General features: G+C 62.0%; 16 protein-coding genes. 8 read left to right on the top strand and 8 right to left on the bottom strand.

What is annotated here, in order from left to right; genetic code table 11:
- Positions 1-80: 80 nt before the first annotated feature.
- Both CVS27_RS03090 and CVS27_RS03085 read right to left on the bottom strand, forming a co-directional pair.
- Positions 81-1211, bottom strand: coding sequence for a resuscitation-promoting factor (locus tag CVS27_RS03090; protein WP_243400028.1), 1131 nt, complete (start codon positions 1209-1211; stop codon positions 81-83).
- Positions 1212-1519: 308 nt separating this feature from the next.
- Positions 1520-2413, bottom strand: a complete 894-nt coding sequence (locus CVS27_RS03085) for a TatD family hydrolase (RefSeq protein WP_103464273.1) — start codon at positions 2411-2413, stop codon at positions 1520-1522.
- 123 nt (positions 2414-2536) lie between these two features.
- On the opposite strand from CVS27_RS03085, the gene CVS27_RS03080 reads away from it, so the two are divergent.
- The 3 genes from CVS27_RS03080 to CVS27_RS03070 are packed head-to-tail and all read left to right on the top strand — an operon-like array spanning position 2537 to position 7362.
- On the top strand, positions 2537-3610 hold the full coding sequence (locus CVS27_RS03080) for an AAA family ATPase (RefSeq protein WP_103464272.1): 1074 nt from the start codon (positions 2537-2539) through the stop codon (positions 3608-3610).
- A 9-nt stretch (positions 3611-3619) separates the two neighbouring features.
- On the top strand, positions 3620-4954 hold the full coding sequence (locus CVS27_RS03075; protein ID WP_103464271.1) for a DUF58 domain-containing protein: 1335 nt from the start codon (positions 3620-3622) through the stop codon (positions 4952-4954).
- Positions 4951-7362 carry a transglutaminase TgpA family protein gene (locus CVS27_RS03070; RefSeq protein ID WP_103464270.1) on the top strand — a complete coding sequence of 804 codons (2412 nt, stop codon included), beginning with the start codon at positions 4951-4953 and terminating at the stop codon, positions 7360-7362. The genes CVS27_RS03075 and CVS27_RS03070 overlap by 4 nt, the downstream gene beginning before the upstream one ends.
- 90 nt (positions 7363-7452) lie before the next feature.
- Here the strand turns inward: CVS27_RS03070 and CVS27_RS03065 are convergent, their stop codons facing one another.
- Together CVS27_RS03065 and rsmI are read right to left on the bottom strand one after the other, a co-directional pair.
- On the bottom strand, positions 7453-8949 hold the full coding sequence (locus CVS27_RS03065) for an NAD-dependent succinate-semialdehyde dehydrogenase (protein WP_103464269.1): 1497 nt from the start codon (positions 8947-8949) through the stop codon (positions 7453-7455).
- A 327-nt stretch (positions 8950-9276) separates the two neighbouring features.
- Positions 9277-10134, bottom strand: coding sequence for a 16S rRNA (cytidine(1402)-2'-O)-methyltransferase (gene rsmI / locus CVS27_RS03060; protein WP_103464423.1), 858 nt, complete (start codon positions 10132-10134; stop codon positions 9277-9279).
- A 148-nt stretch (positions 10135-10282) separates the two neighbouring features.
- Between rsmI and CVS27_RS03055 the strand changes: the two genes are divergently transcribed.
- Positions 10283-12028: a dolichyl-phosphate-mannose--protein mannosyltransferase gene (locus tag CVS27_RS03055; protein WP_103464268.1), complete on the top strand. Its 1746-nt coding sequence runs from the start codon at positions 10283-10285 to the stop codon at positions 12026-12028.
- 23 nt (positions 12029-12051) lie between these two features.
- On the opposite strand, the gene CVS27_RS03050 is transcribed toward CVS27_RS03055, so the two are convergent.
- The 3 genes from CVS27_RS03050 to CVS27_RS03040 form a co-directional block, all read right to left on the bottom strand.
- Positions 12052-13182 (bottom strand): TIGR01906 family membrane protein, encoded by a 1131-nt coding sequence (locus tag CVS27_RS03050; protein WP_243400026.1) that lies wholly within the window; start codon positions 13180-13182, stop codon positions 12052-12054.
- Positions 13183-13258: 76 nt separating this feature from the next.
- Complete coding sequence (locus CVS27_RS03045; protein WP_103464266.1) at positions 13259-14152, bottom strand: SGNH/GDSL hydrolase family protein; 894 nt, start codon at positions 14150-14152, stop codon at positions 13259-13261.
- Between the two features lie 78 nt (positions 14153-14230).
- Positions 14231-15223, bottom strand: a complete 993-nt coding sequence (locus CVS27_RS03040) for a stage II sporulation protein M (protein ID WP_207767438.1) — start codon at positions 15221-15223, stop codon at positions 14231-14233.
- A gap of 78 nt (positions 15224-15301) precedes the next feature.
- Between CVS27_RS03040 and CVS27_RS03035 the strand changes: the two genes are divergently transcribed.
- A complete protein-coding gene (locus tag CVS27_RS03035) occupies positions 15302-16114 on the top strand; it encodes an RDD family protein (protein WP_103464265.1) in 813 nt (270 codons plus the stop codon).
- A gap of 57 nt (positions 16115-16171) precedes the next feature.
- Here the strand turns inward: CVS27_RS03035 and CVS27_RS03030 are convergent, their stop codons facing one another.
- Positions 16172-16366, bottom strand: coding sequence for a helix-turn-helix domain-containing protein (locus CVS27_RS03030; protein WP_103464264.1), 195 nt, complete (start codon positions 16364-16366; stop codon positions 16172-16174).
- Positions 16367-17355: 989 nt separating this feature from the next.
- On the opposite strand from CVS27_RS03030, the gene CVS27_RS03025 reads away from it, so the two are divergent.
- From CVS27_RS03025 to CVS27_RS03015, 3 genes are all read left to right on the top strand, one after another.
- Positions 17356-17556 (top strand): Flp family type IVb pilin, encoded by a 201-nt coding sequence (locus CVS27_RS03025; protein WP_103464263.1) that lies wholly within the window; start codon positions 17356-17358, stop codon positions 17554-17556.
- A 114-nt stretch (positions 17557-17670) separates the two neighbouring features.
- Positions 17671-18078, top strand: coding sequence for a TadE/TadG family type IV pilus assembly protein (locus tag CVS27_RS03020; RefSeq protein WP_103464262.1), 408 nt, complete (start codon positions 17671-17673; stop codon positions 18076-18078).
- Positions 18066-19091, top strand: a complete 1026-nt coding sequence (locus CVS27_RS03015) for a pilus assembly protein TadG-related protein (protein WP_103464261.1) — start codon at positions 18066-18068, stop codon at positions 19089-19091. The genes CVS27_RS03020 and CVS27_RS03015 overlap by 13 nt, the downstream gene beginning before the upstream one ends.
- Positions 19092-19097: the final 6 nt, after the last annotated feature.

Here is a 19097-nt window from a genome sequence, read left to right as displayed (position 1 = left end):
CTATTAACGCACTCACTCCCCTGCTGGCATGAAAACCGGCAAGGGAGTGTGTGATTAGGACTGTATTTACTTTTTTGGTGCTAGCCCGCGGCGTGCGCGCAGCCCCACGGCTGCAAGCCGCGCGTTGCGTACACCTTGTTAGCTATGTCAATCTGCTGGGCCTTGGTGGCCAGGCTGGCGTTGGGGGCGTAGGCTCCGCCACCGGCCCCAATCCAGGTGCCAATGTCGAACTGCAGGCCGCCGTAGTAGCCGTTGCCGGAGTTGATGGCCCAGTTGCCAGTTGACTCACACTGGGCGATGGCGTCCCACATGGCCTCATTGGACATGGCCGGGGCACTGGCACCGGTGTTGGCGCCAGCGGCGGGGGTGGCTGCGGCTTCCGCCTTCGGAGCGGGGCGTTCCTTGCTGCCTACGGAGATTTGCGCGGCAACAGGGGCCACCACAACCTTGGACCCGGTCTCGGTGCGGCTGACCACGGCGCCGTCAATGGTGACAGTCCTGAACGTTTTTTCCAACGAGCCGGCGACACCTTCGCGGGTGGTTTTCTTCTCATCCTTGAAAAGTTCGGCGTCCACTTTTTGCTCAGACTCAAAGGCGACGGCTTCGGTGGCCGTGTCGGTGCCGTTGGTATTCACCCGGGTAACCTTGACCACCATGTTTTCCACCACCGTGGCCACGCCCGGGACGGATACCTGGTCCGTGGGAGCCAAATTCAGGCCGGCTTCGGCGAGAACTGCCGAAACATCCTGGGCCGTAGTGGTTTTGACGGTCTTCTTGCCGTCAGCCACCAGGGTGACCTGCTTGGGGGTGATGATGCTGATGTCACTGGAATTTGCCAGCAGGGTGTCCGCCGGAACTGACAGGCGTGCATTGGCGGCGATGCCCAATTGGCTGATCAAGCCGCTGATCTTGGTGGAGGTGGTGGTGACAGTTTTTTCTGCACCGTCCAGGCTCACGGTAATGTCTTTGGCTGTGTTGACGGTGACAACGTCGCCGTCAACAACAGCAGTGTCCAGCGCGGGGCTGACGTGGTCTTCTCCGGTCACGCTCACATTTGCACCCTTGAGCACATCTGCCACGGACCCGCCGAAGGCTTGAACTGAACTACTCTGGCCATCCATGACCAAAGTGACGGACTTGCTGGTACCGGTGAAGGTGAGCAGTCCGGCTACCAGAGCCACCAGGACGGCGGCTTGGCCGGCAAGCTTCAAAAAGCTCAGTTTGCCATCGGTTTTGTAGAGAAAATTCACTTGTTCCCGTAACTGCTAGAGCACCCGGGCACGGAGAAGTAAGGAAGCAATCATGAACAGATTTAGTCCGCAAACCACCACGGACTGCACTGTAAAAATTGTTCTTGCGAACGTTCGCCCCGAACCACGAACAAGGCGTGAATCCGGCAGCATTTGATCCGTTGGCCTTCCCCGACCACGGCTAATAGTTCCCCAGCGTAACCTAATCGTGATCAAGTGGACAAGAGTTGATAACGGAAAAGTGATGAACTCGACAGGCTCAAATACGCTTAATCAGCCCACGAACCGTAGACAGCCTCTGTATTTTGACGTATCGCCAGGCTGAGTTCGTTGACCTCACGGCCCAGAATTTGTCCCATGCTTTGCACCGTGTAGGGCAGCATGTAGCTGGCATTGGGCCGCCCTCGGAAGGGGTGGGGCGTCAAAAATGGCGCATCCGTCTCGGCCAGGATCAGCGCCGGATCGGCAACCACCAGGGCTTCGCGAAGATTTTTTGCATTTTTAAACGTCACCGTGCCCGAAAAGGACATGTACCAGCCGTTCTCGTTGCAGATTCTTGCCAGTTCCGCGTCCCCGGAAAAGCAATGAAAAACCAGACGTGAGGGCGAGCCCACCTGCGCCAAAATGTTCAGCACGTCCACGTGGGCGTCACGGCAATGGATTTGCAGGGCAAGGTCGCGGCGCTTGGCCATGTCAAGGTGTTCCCGGAAGGAGTGGTGCTGTGCCGCCACGCCTTCCTCCCCGGTGCGGAAGTAGTCCAGACCGGTCTCCCCGATGGCCCGGATCCGGGGGTGCGCGGCCATGGCATCAATCTGCACCAACGCATCATCCAAGGAACCCTGCTGGGCCAACTCGGGGGCATCATTGGGATGGATGGCCACGGCACCCAACAGGCGGGGATCGGCGTCGACCGCCTCCACCGTGAAGCGCGAGGACTCCAGGTCGCAGCCAACCTGTACGGCCCCTGCAATGCCCACCGCCTGCGCGGCGTCGAGGGCGGCAGTCAGTTCAACGGGTGAATCACCAAAGTCAAAGTGAGTGTGGTTGTCATAGATGGGCACCTCAAGCATCACGGGCGCCGGCGCGAAATCGCCCCTGTGCGTGCCGCCCTGGGAGGCGAGCGATGCGGGTCGGTAAGGGCGGGGAATGTCGTCAGTGCACATATTCCCTTACTTTACCGTGAGGGAATTTGGCGGCCGGTAGGGCGAAAATGCGTGCGGGATAGTAGCGTTGGTCACACTAGGCGGATGCTGAGTGCATCTGGATGAAAGTTTGAGAGGCGGAGCATGAACGCACAGGAGACTTTCACGGCGGCCTCGCCGGCACCGGCACCAGTGAGTCAGCCGCCGGCTTCACCGTTCCGCGCGCCACGTTCCGTGGACAGCGAGCACTTTGCCCAGCTGAGCCAGAGCATCATGGCAGTCATGAACACGGTTATTGACGGCAAGGAAGAAGCCGTGAAGCTGGCGTTGACAGTCATGCTGGCCGGCGGGCACCTGCTTCTGGAGGACGTGCCCGGGGTGGGCAAAACCCTGCTGGCCAAGGCGCTGGCCCGCACCGTTGACTGCTCGGTGAACAGGATTCAGTTCACCCCTGACCTGCTTCCCAGCGACATCACAGGCGTCTCCATTTTCAACCAGTCCACCCAGGCTTTTGAGTTCCGTCCCGGCGCCATTTTTGCCAATCTGGTGATTGGGGACGAGATCAACAGGGCCTCGGCCAAAACACAGTCGGCGCTGCTGGAATCCATGGCGGAGCACCAGGTCAGCGTCGACGGCACCAGCTACACCCTGGAAGAGCCCTTCATGGTGATTGCCACCCAGAATCCCATCGAAATGGAAGGCACCTACCCTCTGCCCGAGGCGCAACGAGACCGTTTCATGGCCCGCATCTCCATGGGCTATCCAGATACTGGCGCGGAGCTGGCCATGCTGGAAACCCACCAGTCGGTCAACCCCTTGGATTCGGTGCAGCCCGTGGCCTCGGCCCAGCAGGTGGCCGCGATGATCGAACTGGTCACGGAAGTTCACGTCTCGGCCGCCGTGAAGGCGTACACAGTGAATATTGGGCAGGCCACCCGGGCACATCCGGATCTGCGTCTGGGTGCCAGCCCGCGAGCGCTGCTGCAGCTTTTGCGCGCTGCCAAGGCTGCCTCCGCCCTTGCCGGGCGCGGCTTTGTGCTCCCGGACGACATTCACCATCTTGCCCACCACGTGCTGGCCCACAGATTGATCGTTGAGCGAAGGGCTGCCAGTCAGGGCGTCACTGCCGCCACCGTCATAGCCGAGGTACTGGCGAGCATTCCCGTCCCCGGCGGAATGCCTGACGGGCGTGCCGCAAAGGACGCCCGGAACCGCTAGGAGTCCACAGTGTTTGCGCTACGTCCCTTGCGGCCCCGCGGCTGGTTGCTGGTCATTTTTGGTGTCCTGGCCCTGCTGCTGGCCGCATATTTTGGCCGGCGTGACCTGTTGATGGTGGCAGTGTTTTGTTTCCTGCTGCCGGTGGCTGCTTGCCTGGGGATTTATGCGCTCCGGCCCGGGGTGAGCGTCCAGCGCCACATCTCCCCGTCCCTTTCCCAGGTGGGCCTGGCCGTCAACGTGACTTTGGAGGTGCGTGGCAGCAATCCCGGCGGGTCGCGGATCCGTCTGGTGGAGACGCTGCCGCCTGGCTTTAATGGTGCACGGCCTTTTAGCTTTCCCCAGCCCGTGGTGCCGCACGGGCGGTTGAGCCGCTACCACTATGAACTGCACCCACGCCACCGCGGGGTATTCACCCTTGGCCCGCTGAAGGGGCACTTCACCGACCCCTTTGATGTGGCTTTTGCCCAAAGGGCCCTCGACGCCGGGGATTTACTGACGGTTGCCCCGGCGGCCGTGGAGCTGCCGGCAATTTCGCTGGGCGATTCACGCGGCAACGACGGCTCCCAGGCGAGCCGCTCACCGGCCCACGCCAGCCACGACGACGCCATGGCCCGCGAATACCGCCACGGAGATCCGCTGCGCCGGGTTCACTGGCCGGTCACAGCCAGGGCAGGCAAACTCATGGTGCGTGCCGAAGAGTCGGTCACCACCCCCGAGGCTGCCTTGATCTTGGACCAGCGCCCGGGTGCGTTTGGCCCGGAGCTGGCGGCAAACCCCGGCGAGGCTGATTCGTCGGGATCCTTGCGGACCACGGCGCTGTTTGAAACGGCCGTGGTGGCGGCCGTCTCCGTCGCCAGCCACTTGTTGGAGCGCGGGTACACCCTGCGCATCCTTGACCAGTTGGGCCAGCCTGCCTTCAGTTCCTCCCCGTCCGCAGCAAATCCGGAACAGGAGGACTTTGCCGGGCCAACGGCTGCCCTTGAGGTTTCAGCCGCCTTGGCCGCCGTAGAGTTGGCCGGGGTTCACACCGCAACCGTGCCCCACCGCGAACCCTTCGCCGAGTCCTTGGCCCATAAATTACAGCAGTCGCGGCGCCGCGGCCCCCTCGTTGCCATCACGGGCACCCTCAGCGCCCAGGAAGCGCTGCTGCTGGCGGGCACGTCCGAGCAATCCGCGGGCGCCTATGCCCTGGTGCTGTGCCATGACACTGCCGACGCCGGCGAAGCCTTGGAGATCCTGCGCCGCGCAGGCTGGCAGGCCGCCGCCCTGACACGCCACTCCCCCGTGGAGGATGCCTGGGCCCAACTGGAATCAGAGACCCTGCACTTGGGCGGTGGGCGATGAGCAAGCTGCTCAGTGGCAGGGCAACACCTGAGCCCGGGCACGACGTCGGACGGGGCATTCCCAGCGAACCGGCACCCAAGCTCCTGGGCAGGCCCCAAACGGGGCCGGCGCGCTGGGTTCTGGCCGCATCTGTTTTTGCCGCTGTCATGGGCACCTCGCTGAGCCTGCGCGGCCTGGTGGTGGATTTTAGCTGGTTCCCGCCGGCCACCCTCGTGGTTGCCTGCACGCTGCTCTTTCCCGCACTGCTGCGCCGGCGCCTGCCGCTGAGTCCCTTTGCGCCCGTGGGGGCGTTGCTGGGTTGGCTCCTGGGCCTGACCCTGGTGTTCTTTCCCGGGACTGCCTTGTTGGGGTTTGTGCCCACCCCTGCCACGGTGGGGGCCGCCTTGGAACTGGCCTCCCGCGCATCGACCTTGATCATGACGAACAACGCACCGGTTCCGTCGGCTCCCGCCATCTTCTTTCTGATCTGCGCGGGGCTGGGTTTTGCGGCGCTGCTCATCGACACTATTGCCATCACCGTGGCCATGCCAGCGGCCAGTGCCCTGGGGCTGGTGCTGATCATGTTGCCGGCAGCGCTGACCACCAAGGCAGGAGTTGGCACGGTCGGCTTCATGGCCGCCGGTGCTGGTTACCTGTTGGTCCTGGGCTGCTGCAACTGGTATGCCCCCGAAGGGAAAATCCGATCCGCCAGCATGGTGCAGCCAACCGGGATCCTGTCCCGGGCCATGGCGTTGGGTGCTGCCGTGGTTTTGCTGACGGCCCTGCTGCCAGCTGCCATCCCGGGCTTCACGCAGGGCTCGTTCCCGCAAGGCTCACGACTCAACGGCCCCTCGGGTGTATCCGAACTTGATCCGATGATCTCCCTCGGAGCGAATCTGCGCCAGCAGTCCAATGAAGTGGCCCTGACGTATTTGTCCAACTCCACCAGTGCCCACTACATGCGGCTGAGCACCTTGGAGGACTTCACCGGCAAGATCTGGCAACCCGCCAGTTTTGACAACAGCCTCGATCCCGGGCTTGGCCAGCTGAGCCCGGCACCCGCCGCAGGAGCTTCGGTGCCATCGCTCGATACGCTGACTGTCATCTCCACCCCCAACCTTGCCAGCGAGTGGCTGCCGGCCCCGCTCTCAGTAACGGATGTGTCTGGCCTCGACGGCAGTTGGCTGTGGGATCCGGAACGTCAAACCATCAGAAGCAGCACCTCCAGCACAGCCGGCCAGCAATACACGGTGCGCAGCAAAATGCCACGGTTGAGCCGGGCAGTGCTGTCCACCGCGTCTGCCGCGTCCGGGGCTGAACTGGACCCCGTTTTTTCTGCCCTTCCAGCCAACGTGCCACCAATTGTTGGTACAACAGCCCGCGAGGTGGCAGGAGATCAGCAGTCCCCCTACGCCCAGGCCGTGGCGCTGCAGGACTATTTACGTTCGGGCGCCTTCACCTACAGCCTGGACACACCCGTGCAGGACGGTTACGACGGTTCCGGCATGGACGTCCTGGCCAAATTCTTGGACGTCAAGAGCGGATACTGCATACACTTCTCGGCAGCCATGGCCGTCATGGCCCGTGAGCTGGGCATCCCCTCACGCATAGCCGTGGGCTACGCTCCGGGCGCTTCCACCTCCGCGCGGGCCGAGCTGGACGGGCAGACCTTGAACGGTTTCCAGGCCACGGGACGGGACGCGCACGCGTGGCCTGAACTGTACTTCCAGGGTCTGGGGTGGGTTCCCTTTGAGCCAACCCCCGCACGCGGTTCGGTGCCTGACTATACCCAGGACGACACCGCCGCGGCTCCTCAAGCCAGCGCCGAACCCACAGTTGCTGCCTCGGCCACCCCAACATCCACTCCAAGTGCCACCGCCACTGCTGCTGCCGTGGCTGCCGGCGGGGCGTCCTCGACCACCAACCGGTGGCCATTGGTGTCGGGTGTTTCTGCGGCACTCCTGCTGTTGCTGGCCACGCCTGCGCTGGCCCGCATGGTGGTTCGACGCCGCCGCCTGGGCCAGGTGCGCGGCTCACCTCGCTGGGGGTCTGGCTTGGGAGGCTCCGGGTTGGCTGATACGGGTTTGGCCGGCACGGCGGACGCACTTGTGGCATGGCGTGAACTGGTGGCGACGGCCGTGGACTATGGCTACGACTACGACCCTGCCCTGACCCCTGCCCGCCATGCCGAAAAGATCTCCCGGATGCTGGGGCGCAGCGACCCGGGCGGACTGGCCCTGGTGTTGAGTTCCTACGAACAGGCCGCCTACGGCAAGGCGGAGAGCGGCAAGAACAGCAATGGTGCGCCGGGAAATGACGAGCTGGCCGACGCACTGGAAACCCTGCTGGCCCGTCTGAAAACCACAGCAACGCCGTGGCAGCGGTTCCGCGCAACGTTCCTGCCGCCGTCGTTCTTAACCCGCCCCTAGCTTCACATGCCAACTGACCCGCAGAAAACGCCGAAAAACACGTCAAAATCGTGAATATTCGCCGTTTTCTGCGGGTCAGTTGGAAAAACGTTAGGCGTTGTTCGGGTTCGGGAAGCCGATGTACTGGGTGTACTGGTACTCGGCGATGCCTTCGATGCTTCCTTCACGGCCCATGCCGGACTGCTTCACGCCACCAAAGGGGGCAGCCGCGTTGGAGATGACTCCGGCGTTCAGGCCCATCATGCCCGTCTCGATGCGATTGGCCATGCGCAGGCCGCGGTTGTGGTCCTTGGTGAAGACGTAGGCCACCAGGCCATACTCGGTGTCGTTGGCCAGGGCCACGGCTTCGTCCTCATTCTTGAACGTGACGATTGGTGCCACCGGGCCAAAGATTTCCTCGCTGAGGATGCGTGAGCCAGGCTCAACACCCTGCAGCACCGTTGGCTGGTAGAAGTAGCCGGGGCCTTCGGCGTGGGCGCCGCCGGTGATGGCGCGGGCGCCGTCGGCCAGGGCATCGGTCACCAGGGAGTGGACCTTGTCGCGGCTCTTACCGTCGATCAACGGGCCCAGCTTGGTTGCCGGATCGGTGCCGCGGCCTGTTGTCATGGCGCCCATTTTGGCAGCGAACTTGGTGGCAAATTCGTCGGCAACGGATTCGTGCACCAGGAAACGGTTCGCAGCGGTGCAGGCCTCACCCATGTTGCGCAGCTTGGCGGCCATGGCACCGTCAACAGCTGCTTCGATGTCAGCATCCTCGAAGACCAGGAACGGAGCGTTGCCGCCCAGTTCCATGGAGGTGCGCAGCACGTTGGTGGAAGCATCAGCCAGCAGGCGGCGGCCCACGGGTGTGGAGCCGGTGAAGGAAAGCTTGCGCAGGCGGGTGTCCTGGATCAGCGGGCCAGTAACCTGGCCGGCGGTGGTAGTGGAAACCACGTTCAGCACGCCCGCAGGCAGGCCGGCCTCGATCATGACCTGTGCGAACAAGTGGCTGGTGAGAGGAGTCAGATTTGCCGGCTTGAGCACCATGGTGCAGCCTGCCGCGATGGCCGGGGCAATCTTGCGGGTTGCCATGGCCAGCGGGAAATTCCAGGGCGTGATCAACAGGCAGGGGCCAACCGGCTTCTTCTGCACCAGGATCTGGGCGGTACCTTCGGGGTTGGTTGAGTACCGGCCAAAGGAGCGGACGGCTTCTTCGGAGAACCAGCGCAGGAATTCCGCACCGTAGGCCACTTCGCCACGGGCTTCAGCCAACGGCTTGCCCATTTCCAGTGTCATGAGCAGCGCAAAGTCCTCGGCGCGGGCCGTGACCATGTCGAAGGCGCGGCGCAGGATCTCGGCACGAACACGCGGTGCCGTGGCGGCCCATTCTTCCTGGACGGCGACGGCGGCGTCCAGGGCTGCGGCACCGTCTTCGGCTCCGGCGTCGGCAATCTCAAGCAGCACGTTTCCGGTGGAGGGGTCCTCAACGCTGAAAGTCTTCCCCGAGGCTGCACTGCGCCATTGACCATTGATCAGCAGTCCTGTGGGAACACTTGCCAGCAAAGCACTTTCGCGCTCAGTAAGTTCGGTGGCAGCTGTCACGGTCATGATGACTCCTTAGTTGCTTGGACGACGTTATCGAAGGCCGATTTATCGTGTGCTAATGCATGACTGCTGACGCATGGCCGGGGCGGAATTACTCCGAACCGGCTGGGCCATGCAGCAGTCCAATGTGCTTTAGTTCACGGTAGTTCTCAGCCAATAAAAGTGTCTACGCATGTACGCACTACCAACAGCGACTTCGCTGTGCATTTGTACAACAGCGGGTCCAAGCCGGATTGGGAGCCCTGAAATTATGCGCAAAACCCGCAGTGAGTTCAGCGCATAAGTTGCTATGCGCAGGACTCACCACGGGTTCAACGCATATGTTCAGTCTCAGCCGCGGGCGGCGAGCACCGCGCTGTACAGTTCACGCTTGCTGACGTGGACGTCGTGCGCAATGACAGCAACGGCTTCCTTCATGCGCATGCCCTGGGACATGAGCTCATTGACAGCCGCAACATGATCCTCGAGGGTGCCGGTAGCCTTGTCCGGGGCACCGGCCACCACAATGGCAATCTCGCCGCGGATCTGAGTGGTCTCAGCCCACTCCAACAGCCCGGACAGTGGTTTGCGGACAACTTCTTCGTACGTCTTGGTCAGCTCGCGGCACACGGCGCCGGCCCGGGCGGGGCCAAACGCAGTGTGCAGGGCACGCAGCATGGCTTCGAGGCGGTGCGGTGCTTCAAAGAACACCATGGTGCGCTTTTCGACGGCAAGATCGTGCAGGCGGCTGGCGCGTTCACCGGATTTGCGCGGCAGGAAGCCCTCAAAGCAGAACCTGTCAGTGGGCAGCCCCGACAACGCCAAGGCCGTCAACACGGCTGAGGGACCCGGCGCGGCCGTGACCTTCACGCCGGCCTCAACGGCTGCGGCCACCAGGCGGAAGCCGGGGTCGGAGACGGAGGGCATGCCGGCGTCGGTCACCATGAGCAGGACCTTGCCGCTCTGGACCTGGGTCAACAGTTCGGCAGTCTTGGTGGCCTCATTGTGCTCGTGGTAGCTGATGACCTGGCCACCCACTTTGACGTTGAGGCTGGTGACCAGGCGGTGCAGGCGGCGGGTGTCCTCGGCCGCCACAATGTCGGCAGCCCCCAACCAGGCGATCAGGCGGGCGGAGGCGTCGCCCATGTTTCCAATGGGCGTTGCAGCCAAAATGATGTAGCCCTCACCCTCACGAACAGGAGGCGCCATGGACGAGTCAAGGGCTTCCTCGGCCAAGGGAGCGCCGTCATCATCAATATCTGCGCCAAGTTCATCTGCGGTGCCGGCGTTTTGGCCAAAGTCATCTTCCATGACACCAGCGTAGTGCGCCACAGCATCAGCGGCCCACTTGGGTAGCATGGGCAGGGTGCAATCCCAAGCAATGGATACCGCCCCGGCGGCCCCGGACAACCCTGCCCACGATGAGCCGCCCGCGCCGAAATCCGGCGACGGCGGGCCAACGGCCGAGCCTGCCAAGGCCTCCGTTGCCGACCCCGCCAAGGGGTGGGTGCGTGATCCGGCACGGGCGTTCACGCAATCAAGTTTGCGGGCCAGGCTTCTCGGAGCACGCCGGCCAACCTCCCCGGTCAATGTGCGCCTCTGGTTTTGGCTGGCACCGGCCCTGACCGCCGTGATTGGCGGGTTGCTGCGGTTCATCCGACTGGGCCAGCCGCCGTCGTTGGTCTTTGATGAGACCTACTACATCAAGGACGCCTACAGCTATTTGCAAAGCGGCTACGAACGCAATTGGGCGGAGAAGGCCAATGACCTCTTCAACCAGGGCATTTTCACCAGCTTGGAGAGCACTGCCGAGTATGTGGTTCACCCGCCGGTAGGCAAGTGGATGATCGCTTTCGGCATGTGGATCTTTGGATCGGACAGCACGTTTGGCTGGCGGTTTACGGCGGCGCTGGTGGGCACCCTTTCGGTGTTCCTGCTCGCCTTGATCGCCCAAAAAATGTTCCAGTCCACCATTCTGGGTGCCATCGCCGGGCTCCTGTTTGCCGTTGACGGCCACGCCATTGTGCAGTCGCGGACCTCGTTGCTGGATATTTTTGTCATGTTCTTTGCCCTGCTGGCCTTTGGCGCAGTGCTCATGGACAGGGATGATGGACGACGCCGGCTCGCGGCTAAGCTCGCAGCCCTCGCCGGCGCTGATGGCCGGGTTCCGGCCAAGGAATTGCTGTACGGTCCCTGGCTAGGGATCCGCTGGTGGCGTTTGGCTGCGGGCATTGCACTGGGCCTGTGCATCGGCACCAAGTGGTCCGGGCTGTTCTTCCTGGCCGCTTTTGGCCTGATGAGCGTCATCTGGGACTTGAACGCCCGCCGCATTGCCGGCATCAAGTATTGGGTCCTTGGTTCCGTGTGGAAGGACGGGATCGTGGCGTTCATCAGCATGGTTCCGGTGGCCGCCGTGACGTACCTGGCCACCTGGACCGGCTGGCTCCTGTCCAAGGACGCGTACGACAGGAATTGGGGGGCGGAGAACCCCTCCGGCACGTGGGGCTGGATCCCGGATTCCCTCCGATCGCTGTGGCATTACCACTCCACGGCCTACAACTTTCATACGGGCTTGGGCTCGGACCACCCGTACAAATCCAACGCGTGGTCCTGGCTGGTCATGGGCCGGCCCACTTCCTTCTACGTCCAGAACTACGAGGCAGGCCAAGGCGGCTGTGCCGCGGAGAAGTGCACGGCGGCCATCACCAGTGTGGGCAACCCGCTCATCTGGTGGGGCGGGACGCTGGCCATCTTGTTCCTGATTGGCTACTGGATCGCCAAGCGCGACTGGCGTGCCGGCGCCATCCTGGCCGGTTTTGCCGCAGGGTTCCTGCCGTGGATTTTCTACCCCACCCGCACCATCTTCTTCTTCTACGCGATCGCCTACGAGCCCTTCATCATCCTGGCTATTGTGCTGGTTCTGGGCCTGATCCTGGGCAAGGTGGGCGATCCGCCGTGGCGCCGCCAGCAAGGCGCCGTGATCGTGGGCATCTTCCTGGTCTTGGTTGTGGCCGTCAGCGCGTATTTCTACCCGCTCTGGGCCGGGGAAATCATCTCCCAGGAATATTGGCGCCAACACATGTGGCTGCCCAGCTGGATCTAGGCAGCCACTAAGCAGAAATGCCGTTAGGCGGTGCGGCGCCCGGGCCGCTGTGCCGCGACCGTTGCCTGGCGGCGGTCCTTGGTGGGCCAGGTGAAGGCCAGCGTCAGGGAGGACACAATCAGCACAAACGCGCCGATGAAGATCCCGGAATCGGTCCAGAACTGGCTGGGGAAGAGCCTAATCAGGGTGTCGTTGGTGTAGAACGTCCATGTACCGTCGGCAAAGAAGATCTTGTGGAACTCGGTGAAGAACTTCTCCCAGCCTGTGACGGCAAAGATTCCCAGCCCCACAATGAGCGCCAGCGTGGCAATGGAACCGGCGAACAGGGCCCGGCGGATCCCGCCGAAGCTCTTCTTCGACAGGTACATCATGCCGATCACCATGACTATGGCCAGGACCAGCCCCACCAGGAACGCCATGACGATGACGTCCTTGACGTCGGCCATGTGGCCGACCTCCCGGGCCAGGAACAGCGGATCACCGTCGGGGGTGACCAAATCGCCCAAGTATCTGGGCGGGGCTAAATTGAGCAGGTAATCCACGGTGTAGGACCCGTAGGTGAGCCGGTCCTCGGTGCTGAAACCAAAGGAATCAGCGGGAAAGCCCGGGCGGTGGTATTCAATCCACAGGAACACGGAGGTGGTCACCAGGCGGATGGAGAGCACCAAAAGAACAATGGGGTACAAGGCGGCAATCAGCACCTGGAACACGCGGGTCAGGACGGGTTTGGTGTTGGCTGCCTTCTCCCGGGCGGCCTGGCGTTTGGCCACTTCTTCTGCGGGAGGGCGCAGCTGGATCATGGTGGTGGGACTGTCCTCAACGAACACGCCGGAGTCATCCCGAGCGGGCTCGTTGGCGTCACTGGCAGGAGCGGCGTTGTCCAGTTCAGCGGCGATCTCCTCGTCGCTGGGCAGCTGGGGGAACCTGCTGGCGGGACGCATGGGTTCGCTGTCCTCACCGGCGGCGCTGGCTTCGAGCTTGATCTTGGTGGCGGAAGATCCCGTGCTGGCTAGGCGGCGGGCGGCTGCCCGCTCAGAACCAGCACCCTTTTCCACCGCGACGGCATCCCTGTGCGGGTCCGCCATTTTCCGTATCGGGGGCTGGCCCACAGCAGGGCTCTTGACTGAGTCTGGGTGCTCTGGATTCTCGCTCACAAGACGAAAGACTACCGGCACCCCGACGTGGGCCATGGCTGCCACCCCGGGTCGATGCCAAACTGTCACCGGATATTCAACGGTGATCTAGCTCGGGCGGGACGGTGTTGCCGAACAGGGGCGCCGCCAGGGGACGCTTCGGTTCAAAGTGGAGGCTGGGTGACTGGCGCTTGATGCCACGCAGCACCCAGGGCACCAAGTAGTCCCGCGCCCACACAATGTCCTCTGCCCGGGCTTCCCGCCAGCTCTTCGCCGGGAGTGGTTTTGGCGAGAGCGGAAGCAGTGAATGCTCCACATTCAAGGTGTCCAGCACCATGATGGCCACGGCGTGATGGCCGACGGCGGAGGGATGCAGCCGGTCCTTGCTCCACATGCGAATGTCGTGCAGCTCCGTCATGGCCCACAAGTCAGCTACGACGGCGTCATGCCGGTCCGCGATGCTGCGCAAATTCTCGTTGTAGATGGCCATTTTGGTGCGAAACTGGCCCAGCACAGTTGACCTGCCCGAATCGGGGCCCACAAAGAGCACCACGCCAATGCCCTGGCCGCGCAGAACCTCCACTGCGGATTCCATGATGCCGGCGAGTTTGTCCGGATCGGCGCCCCGGTGCAGGAGGTCGTTTCCGCCGGCCTGAAGGGAGACCAGATCCGGGCCCAGCCGCACGGCCGGGCCAAGTTGGGTTTCCACCACTTCATGCAGCAGCTGCCCCCGAACCGCCAGATTGGCATAGGCAAAGTCGGGCACCCCAACACTGAGCTCCTCGGCCACTCGATCCGCCCAACCCCGGTAGCCGAGGGCGCTGCTCGGCTCAGGATCATCAATGCCCTCGGTAAACGAGTCTCCCAGGGCAACAAAACGCCGCCACGGATGGCGACCCCCCACAGGGGATGGCACCGCGGCATGGGTAGGACCGTGAAGTGGCAGGGCGTGCGGCAGTCCTTCCAGCCGGTTGCCACGTTGCAGGTCCATACCCCCATAGTGCACCCATGCCCGTGAATTGGCACGGAGCGATTTGGCACGCGGCAAGTCTGTTGCGAAGCGGAAGTCTCAGACTGAGCGGACGGAGGCTCCGGCGTCGTCCTCGGAAAGGTCACCGTACTCCCCCGCCAGCACCGCCTTGCGGCCCAGGATCAGGGTGTAGACCCAGTAGGCTGCGAGCACCAGCGCGCCGATGCTGATCTTGGCCCAGACGGGCAGCGGGCTCGGGGTGACAAATGCTTCGACCAGCCCCGAGACAAAAAGCACCAGCACCAGGCCCACGGCCACCGTGACGAGGGAACGGCCTTCCCTGGCCAGCGAGTCCAGGCGCGTGCGCGGGCCCGGGCTGACCCAGGACCAGAAGATGCGCAGGCCGGCGGCGGCAGCGATGAAAATGGCGGACAGTTCCATGAGCCCGTGCGGGAGGATGTAGCTGAAAAAGACGTCACCGCGGTCGTAGGCGAACATGACGCCCGCCGTCATGCCCACGTTTTGGGCGTTCATGAAGATTTGGTACGGGATGAAGATGCCCGTGACGCCGAAGGCCACGCATTGGGCAGCGATCCAGGCGTTGTTGGTCCAGACCGCGCCGGCAAAGGACGCTGCCGGGTTCTCCGAGTAGTAGTTCACAAAATCGTGGTTCACCAGCTGCTGCAGCTGGGCATCACTGCCCATGGCCGCCAACACGCCGGGGTTCCCCGCCGTCCACACGGCAAACAGGGAAGCAATCGCTACGAAGACCGCACCAATGATGACCGTCAGCCAGCGCAGGCGGTAGAACGCTGCGGGCAGGGACACCACAAAGAATTGGGCGGTGTCCGCAAAAATGTTGGATTTGGCGCCCGTGAAGCGTGTGCGGGCCTGGGCCAAAATGGCTGACAACTGCGCCGACAACGCGCTCTCCGCCGTGACCGAGCGGATGAGCGACAGCTGGGCGGACACGCTTTGGTACAGCTCCAGCAGTTCGTCGGCCTCTGCCCCGTCCAGGCGCCGTTTCCGGGCAAGGGACTTCAACCGCTCCCATTGCGGGCGGTGCACGGCTGTAAAGGCATCCATGTCCATGGTGCCCAAGCATATAGGGATTGGTGGGCGCATTGAGGCTTGAGCTGCTCTCTGGTGCGGGGTGGCTAGACTGTTTTCATGTCCGCGATCATCACCGGCGAAGCCGTTGTCCTTGAGCTGCGCCCCGCATCGTTTGCCGCCCGCTCGCTGGGCACTGCCATCGATGTCCTGGCCACGCTGGTTGTTGCCGTGGGCCTGTTCCTGCTGCTCGGAGCCCTGCCGTTCACCCTCGATTCGGCCGCCGCCCGGGCCACGATCCTGCTGACGATCGTCACGCTGTTTGTGATTGTCCCCATCACTGTGGAGACACTGAGCCGCGGCAAATCGCTGGGGAAGCTGGTCATGGGCCTGCGCGTAGTGCGCGACGACGGCGGCTCCATCCGCTTTCGGCAAGCCTTGATCCGCGGGATCCTTGCCGTGCTGGAAATCTATATGACGCTGGGTTCCGTGGCTTGCCTGGTTTCCTTGTTCAACGACAAGTCCAAGCGCTTGGGCGACATGCTCGCCGGCACCTATGCCATCAGGGACCGTGCCCCGGAGCACAAGCCGTTGCAGGTTTCTGTGGCCCCGGCCTTGGCCCAGTGGGCTGCCGTGGCGGACATTGGCCGGCTGCCGGACCCGTTAGCCCGGCGGATATCGCTCTTCCTGCGCCAGGGCAGCGCCATGGCGGCCGATTCACGCTTTTCCTTAGCCGTGGAACTTGCCAGCGAGGCCAGCCACCATGTGGCGCCGCTGCCGGCACCGGGCACACCCCCGGATATTTTCCTGGCCACCCTGATTGCCGAGCGCAGGGACCGCGAGTTCGAACGCATGAGTGCCGCAGCGCAGCGGGCCGAACAGGTTCGTGGGCGGCTGCAACGGTATGGGGCGGGCGGCAAGCAGGCTGATTGAGCAGTCTGATTGAGCACAGGCTTGCGCTGTGGTGCTGCTTAGTCCGTCGGCGCTTGGCTAGTCCTGGATCGCTGAGCGCTCAATATAGGCGTCAAGCGCTTCCTGCGGCACTCTATACAAACGGCCAAAGCGGACGGCCTCAATCTCATGGGTCTGCACCAATCGGTACACAGTCATCTTTGAGACACGCAGCTGTTGGGCCACTTCAAGGATAGTGAGGTAGTTCGATGAAGCTGGTTTGGAGGTTGACATCAAATTCAACCTTTCAGTCTCGGTAGTGCATGTGTGTGGGCGGCTGCTTGGTCACCGCGAGGCTCCTTGTCCCTATAACCTCCAACGCTGCTCAAGTGCAGAATAGTTCCCAAGTCAGCATGGGTGCAACAATTATTTTTATCTATTGCCCGCTTGAGAACCATATGTATTTATCATTGCATAAATCTTGAGCAAAAATTAGGGATATATTCCTTGCGTCTCTGAACATTCTCAACCTAAGCCAGAACTGGCACGGCATTACCCGAAATTAAGACTGGCATTACCTTAATAATTCCACGGGCGCCCTTGGAGAGTGTCGCCATTCTGGCCACCATTCTGCGACCATGGCCTCGCGCTGAGGGCTCTTATTGGTCGCATCCGTCGAGCCTGCCGCCCTCGGTGGCCGGCGCGATCCTGTCCAGGTTTGATCTGCGGATGGCCGGACAGGCCGTCACATCCATGACTCATCCAGATTTGACATATTTTCTTCGCGTGGATGGGGCCTGGGCGGCCTCAAACACGCGGCTCTACTTGGTTTGGTACTTGTAATGCCCCTCCATGGGACTGATGGTTTTAGGCACGCTCCTTGGGTTTGCTGGTTTTTCAGTGACTTGTGATGCTCTTGTGATAGCCGCATTGGCGGGGCGAAATGGCTCAGGTCGCTCGGACCACCCGAGTTCGCAGGAGCTGCAGTGACCGTCGCACCTGGTTCACGGCTAGGACGCGTTGCCTTACCCACTTTGTTCCCAGAGTCAGCAAAACTGAGTAGTCAGCCAAGTAGTTCCTGCCATAAAACCGAGTGGTTAATTGCCACACCTGGATAAAGCGAGTGTTGACCAACCATTGGATAACTCTGTATTCATTAGGTATCGAACTTCCAAGACCGCCTAACTGGGGGGCAGCGGAAATGTCGACATGTACTTATTGACAAGTACACGGTTTGGGATAATTCAATAAGAATCCTTTTTAACTATTTCTAGGAGTACGTCATGTTGAAGTTCTACGTTACCTTGCAGACCCTTTTCATCGCCGGCGCCGACCGCCTCAAGGGCGACAACGAGAAGGGCGCCACCGCCGTTGAGTACGGCATCATGGTGGCCCTGATCGCAGCAGTCATCGTCGGGATTGTCGCAACTCTGGGCACAGAGATCAGGACTGCCTTCACGACCGTCGTCAACGCACTGCCGTAATTTCACTTCACCTCCTGCCCGGCAGGATTCTGTGTGGCGGCCTTGGTCTCGACCAGGGCCGCCGGCATCATCAAATCGCAACAACCTTGTTGACTACCCATGGGGGAACGTCGCATGAAACGCAAAGACAGAGAACGCGGCGCAGCAGCCGTCGAAGCGGCGTTCATTTTGCCCGTTCTGTTGCTATTGGTCATCGGCATTATGGAATTTGGCTTCCTGTTCAACCAGCAGATCTCTGCCACCAATGCTGCAAGAGAAGGGGCCCGCAACGCAGCTATCCACTACGCAGACGCCGGTTTTCCTGGCAGCGTGAACACAGCTGCCGTTGCTTCGGCCCCAACACTTTCAATTGCGGGAACGCCAACCATTTCTTACAGCTCAGGATCCGCCTGCGGAGCCAACGTCCGAGTAACCGTTACAGTGCACGTTGCACCAGGGCCGGCCCGTGGCTGGCTGATCGGGTTCTTCCCCTTTGACGCACCACCAATTTCCGGAGTAGGTGTCATGCAATGCGGCGGATAATCAATAATCTCAAGGGTTCCCCCACACAAAGTGAGCGCGGAGCAACGGCCGTCATAACAGCCATCCTCATGGTGGTCCTTTTGGCCTTTGCGGCCATTGCCATCGACGTTGGAATGCTATATGCCTCGCGTGCACAACTTCAAAATGGCGCCGATGCAGCGTCTCTGGCAATCGCCAACAAATGTGCCAAGGGAACCTGTGTGCAGGCCGAGAATGAAGTCACCGCAGCAGATTTTGCAAAATTCAACTCCAACGACCAGCTTGCCGAGTTCAAGAGTGTCACCCGGCCCACGAGCAACAGCGTCAACGTTGTGGTCAGCAAGGACGCTGCCAATGGGAACCCTGTTCAACTGGCCTTTGCCAATATCTTCGGTACAAGCGAGGCCGACGTCAGCGCCTCCGCTACAGCAAGTTGGGGTCCGCCAGAATCCGGAACCTCTGTGCCTTGGACCTTCGGCAAGTGCGTTTTTGACAAGAGCCTGACAGCCACGCAAAAAGCAGAGCTCGCGGACACCGGCAATTTCACGGGCGATCCAAGCGGTGCACACGTACTGCTTCGTTCCGACACCAACGCTGTCTATACGCCCGAATGCCCCACCAGCGCTTACCCCACCGGTGGCTTTGGATGGCTTGACCTGGAAGGCGGCAAGTGTGAGGCCACCGTCGATGTTGGCACAGGGCAGGCCGGCAGTAAACCAGGAAACAGCATAGACAATCTATGCAAGCCGCAACTGGACGGCATGTTGGCCAAGCCAATCCTGATTCCCATCTTCTCCTCGTCCACTGACAAGGGCGGCCAACACGCGGAGTACACCATCTATGGATTCGCTGCCTTCCAGGTAACCGGGTGGAAATTCAATCCGGAAAACCATCCGGATTCCTTGGCACCGGCTTGCACCGGCAACTGCAGGGGCTTCATGGGCTACTTCACACGATTTGTTTCACTCGATGAAGGGCTGTCACTGGGAACTGGACCGAACCTGGGCGGATCGATAGTCCGTCTTACCAACTAGATATAA

The organism is Arthrobacter glacialis (assembly GCF_002909445.1).
GTDB classification, from domain to species: domain Bacteria; phylum Actinomycetota; class Actinomycetes; order Actinomycetales; family Micrococcaceae; genus Specibacter; species Specibacter glacialis.
Note: the sequence above shows the minus strand (reverse complement) of the source record. Positions and strands in the feature narration are given on the sequence as shown.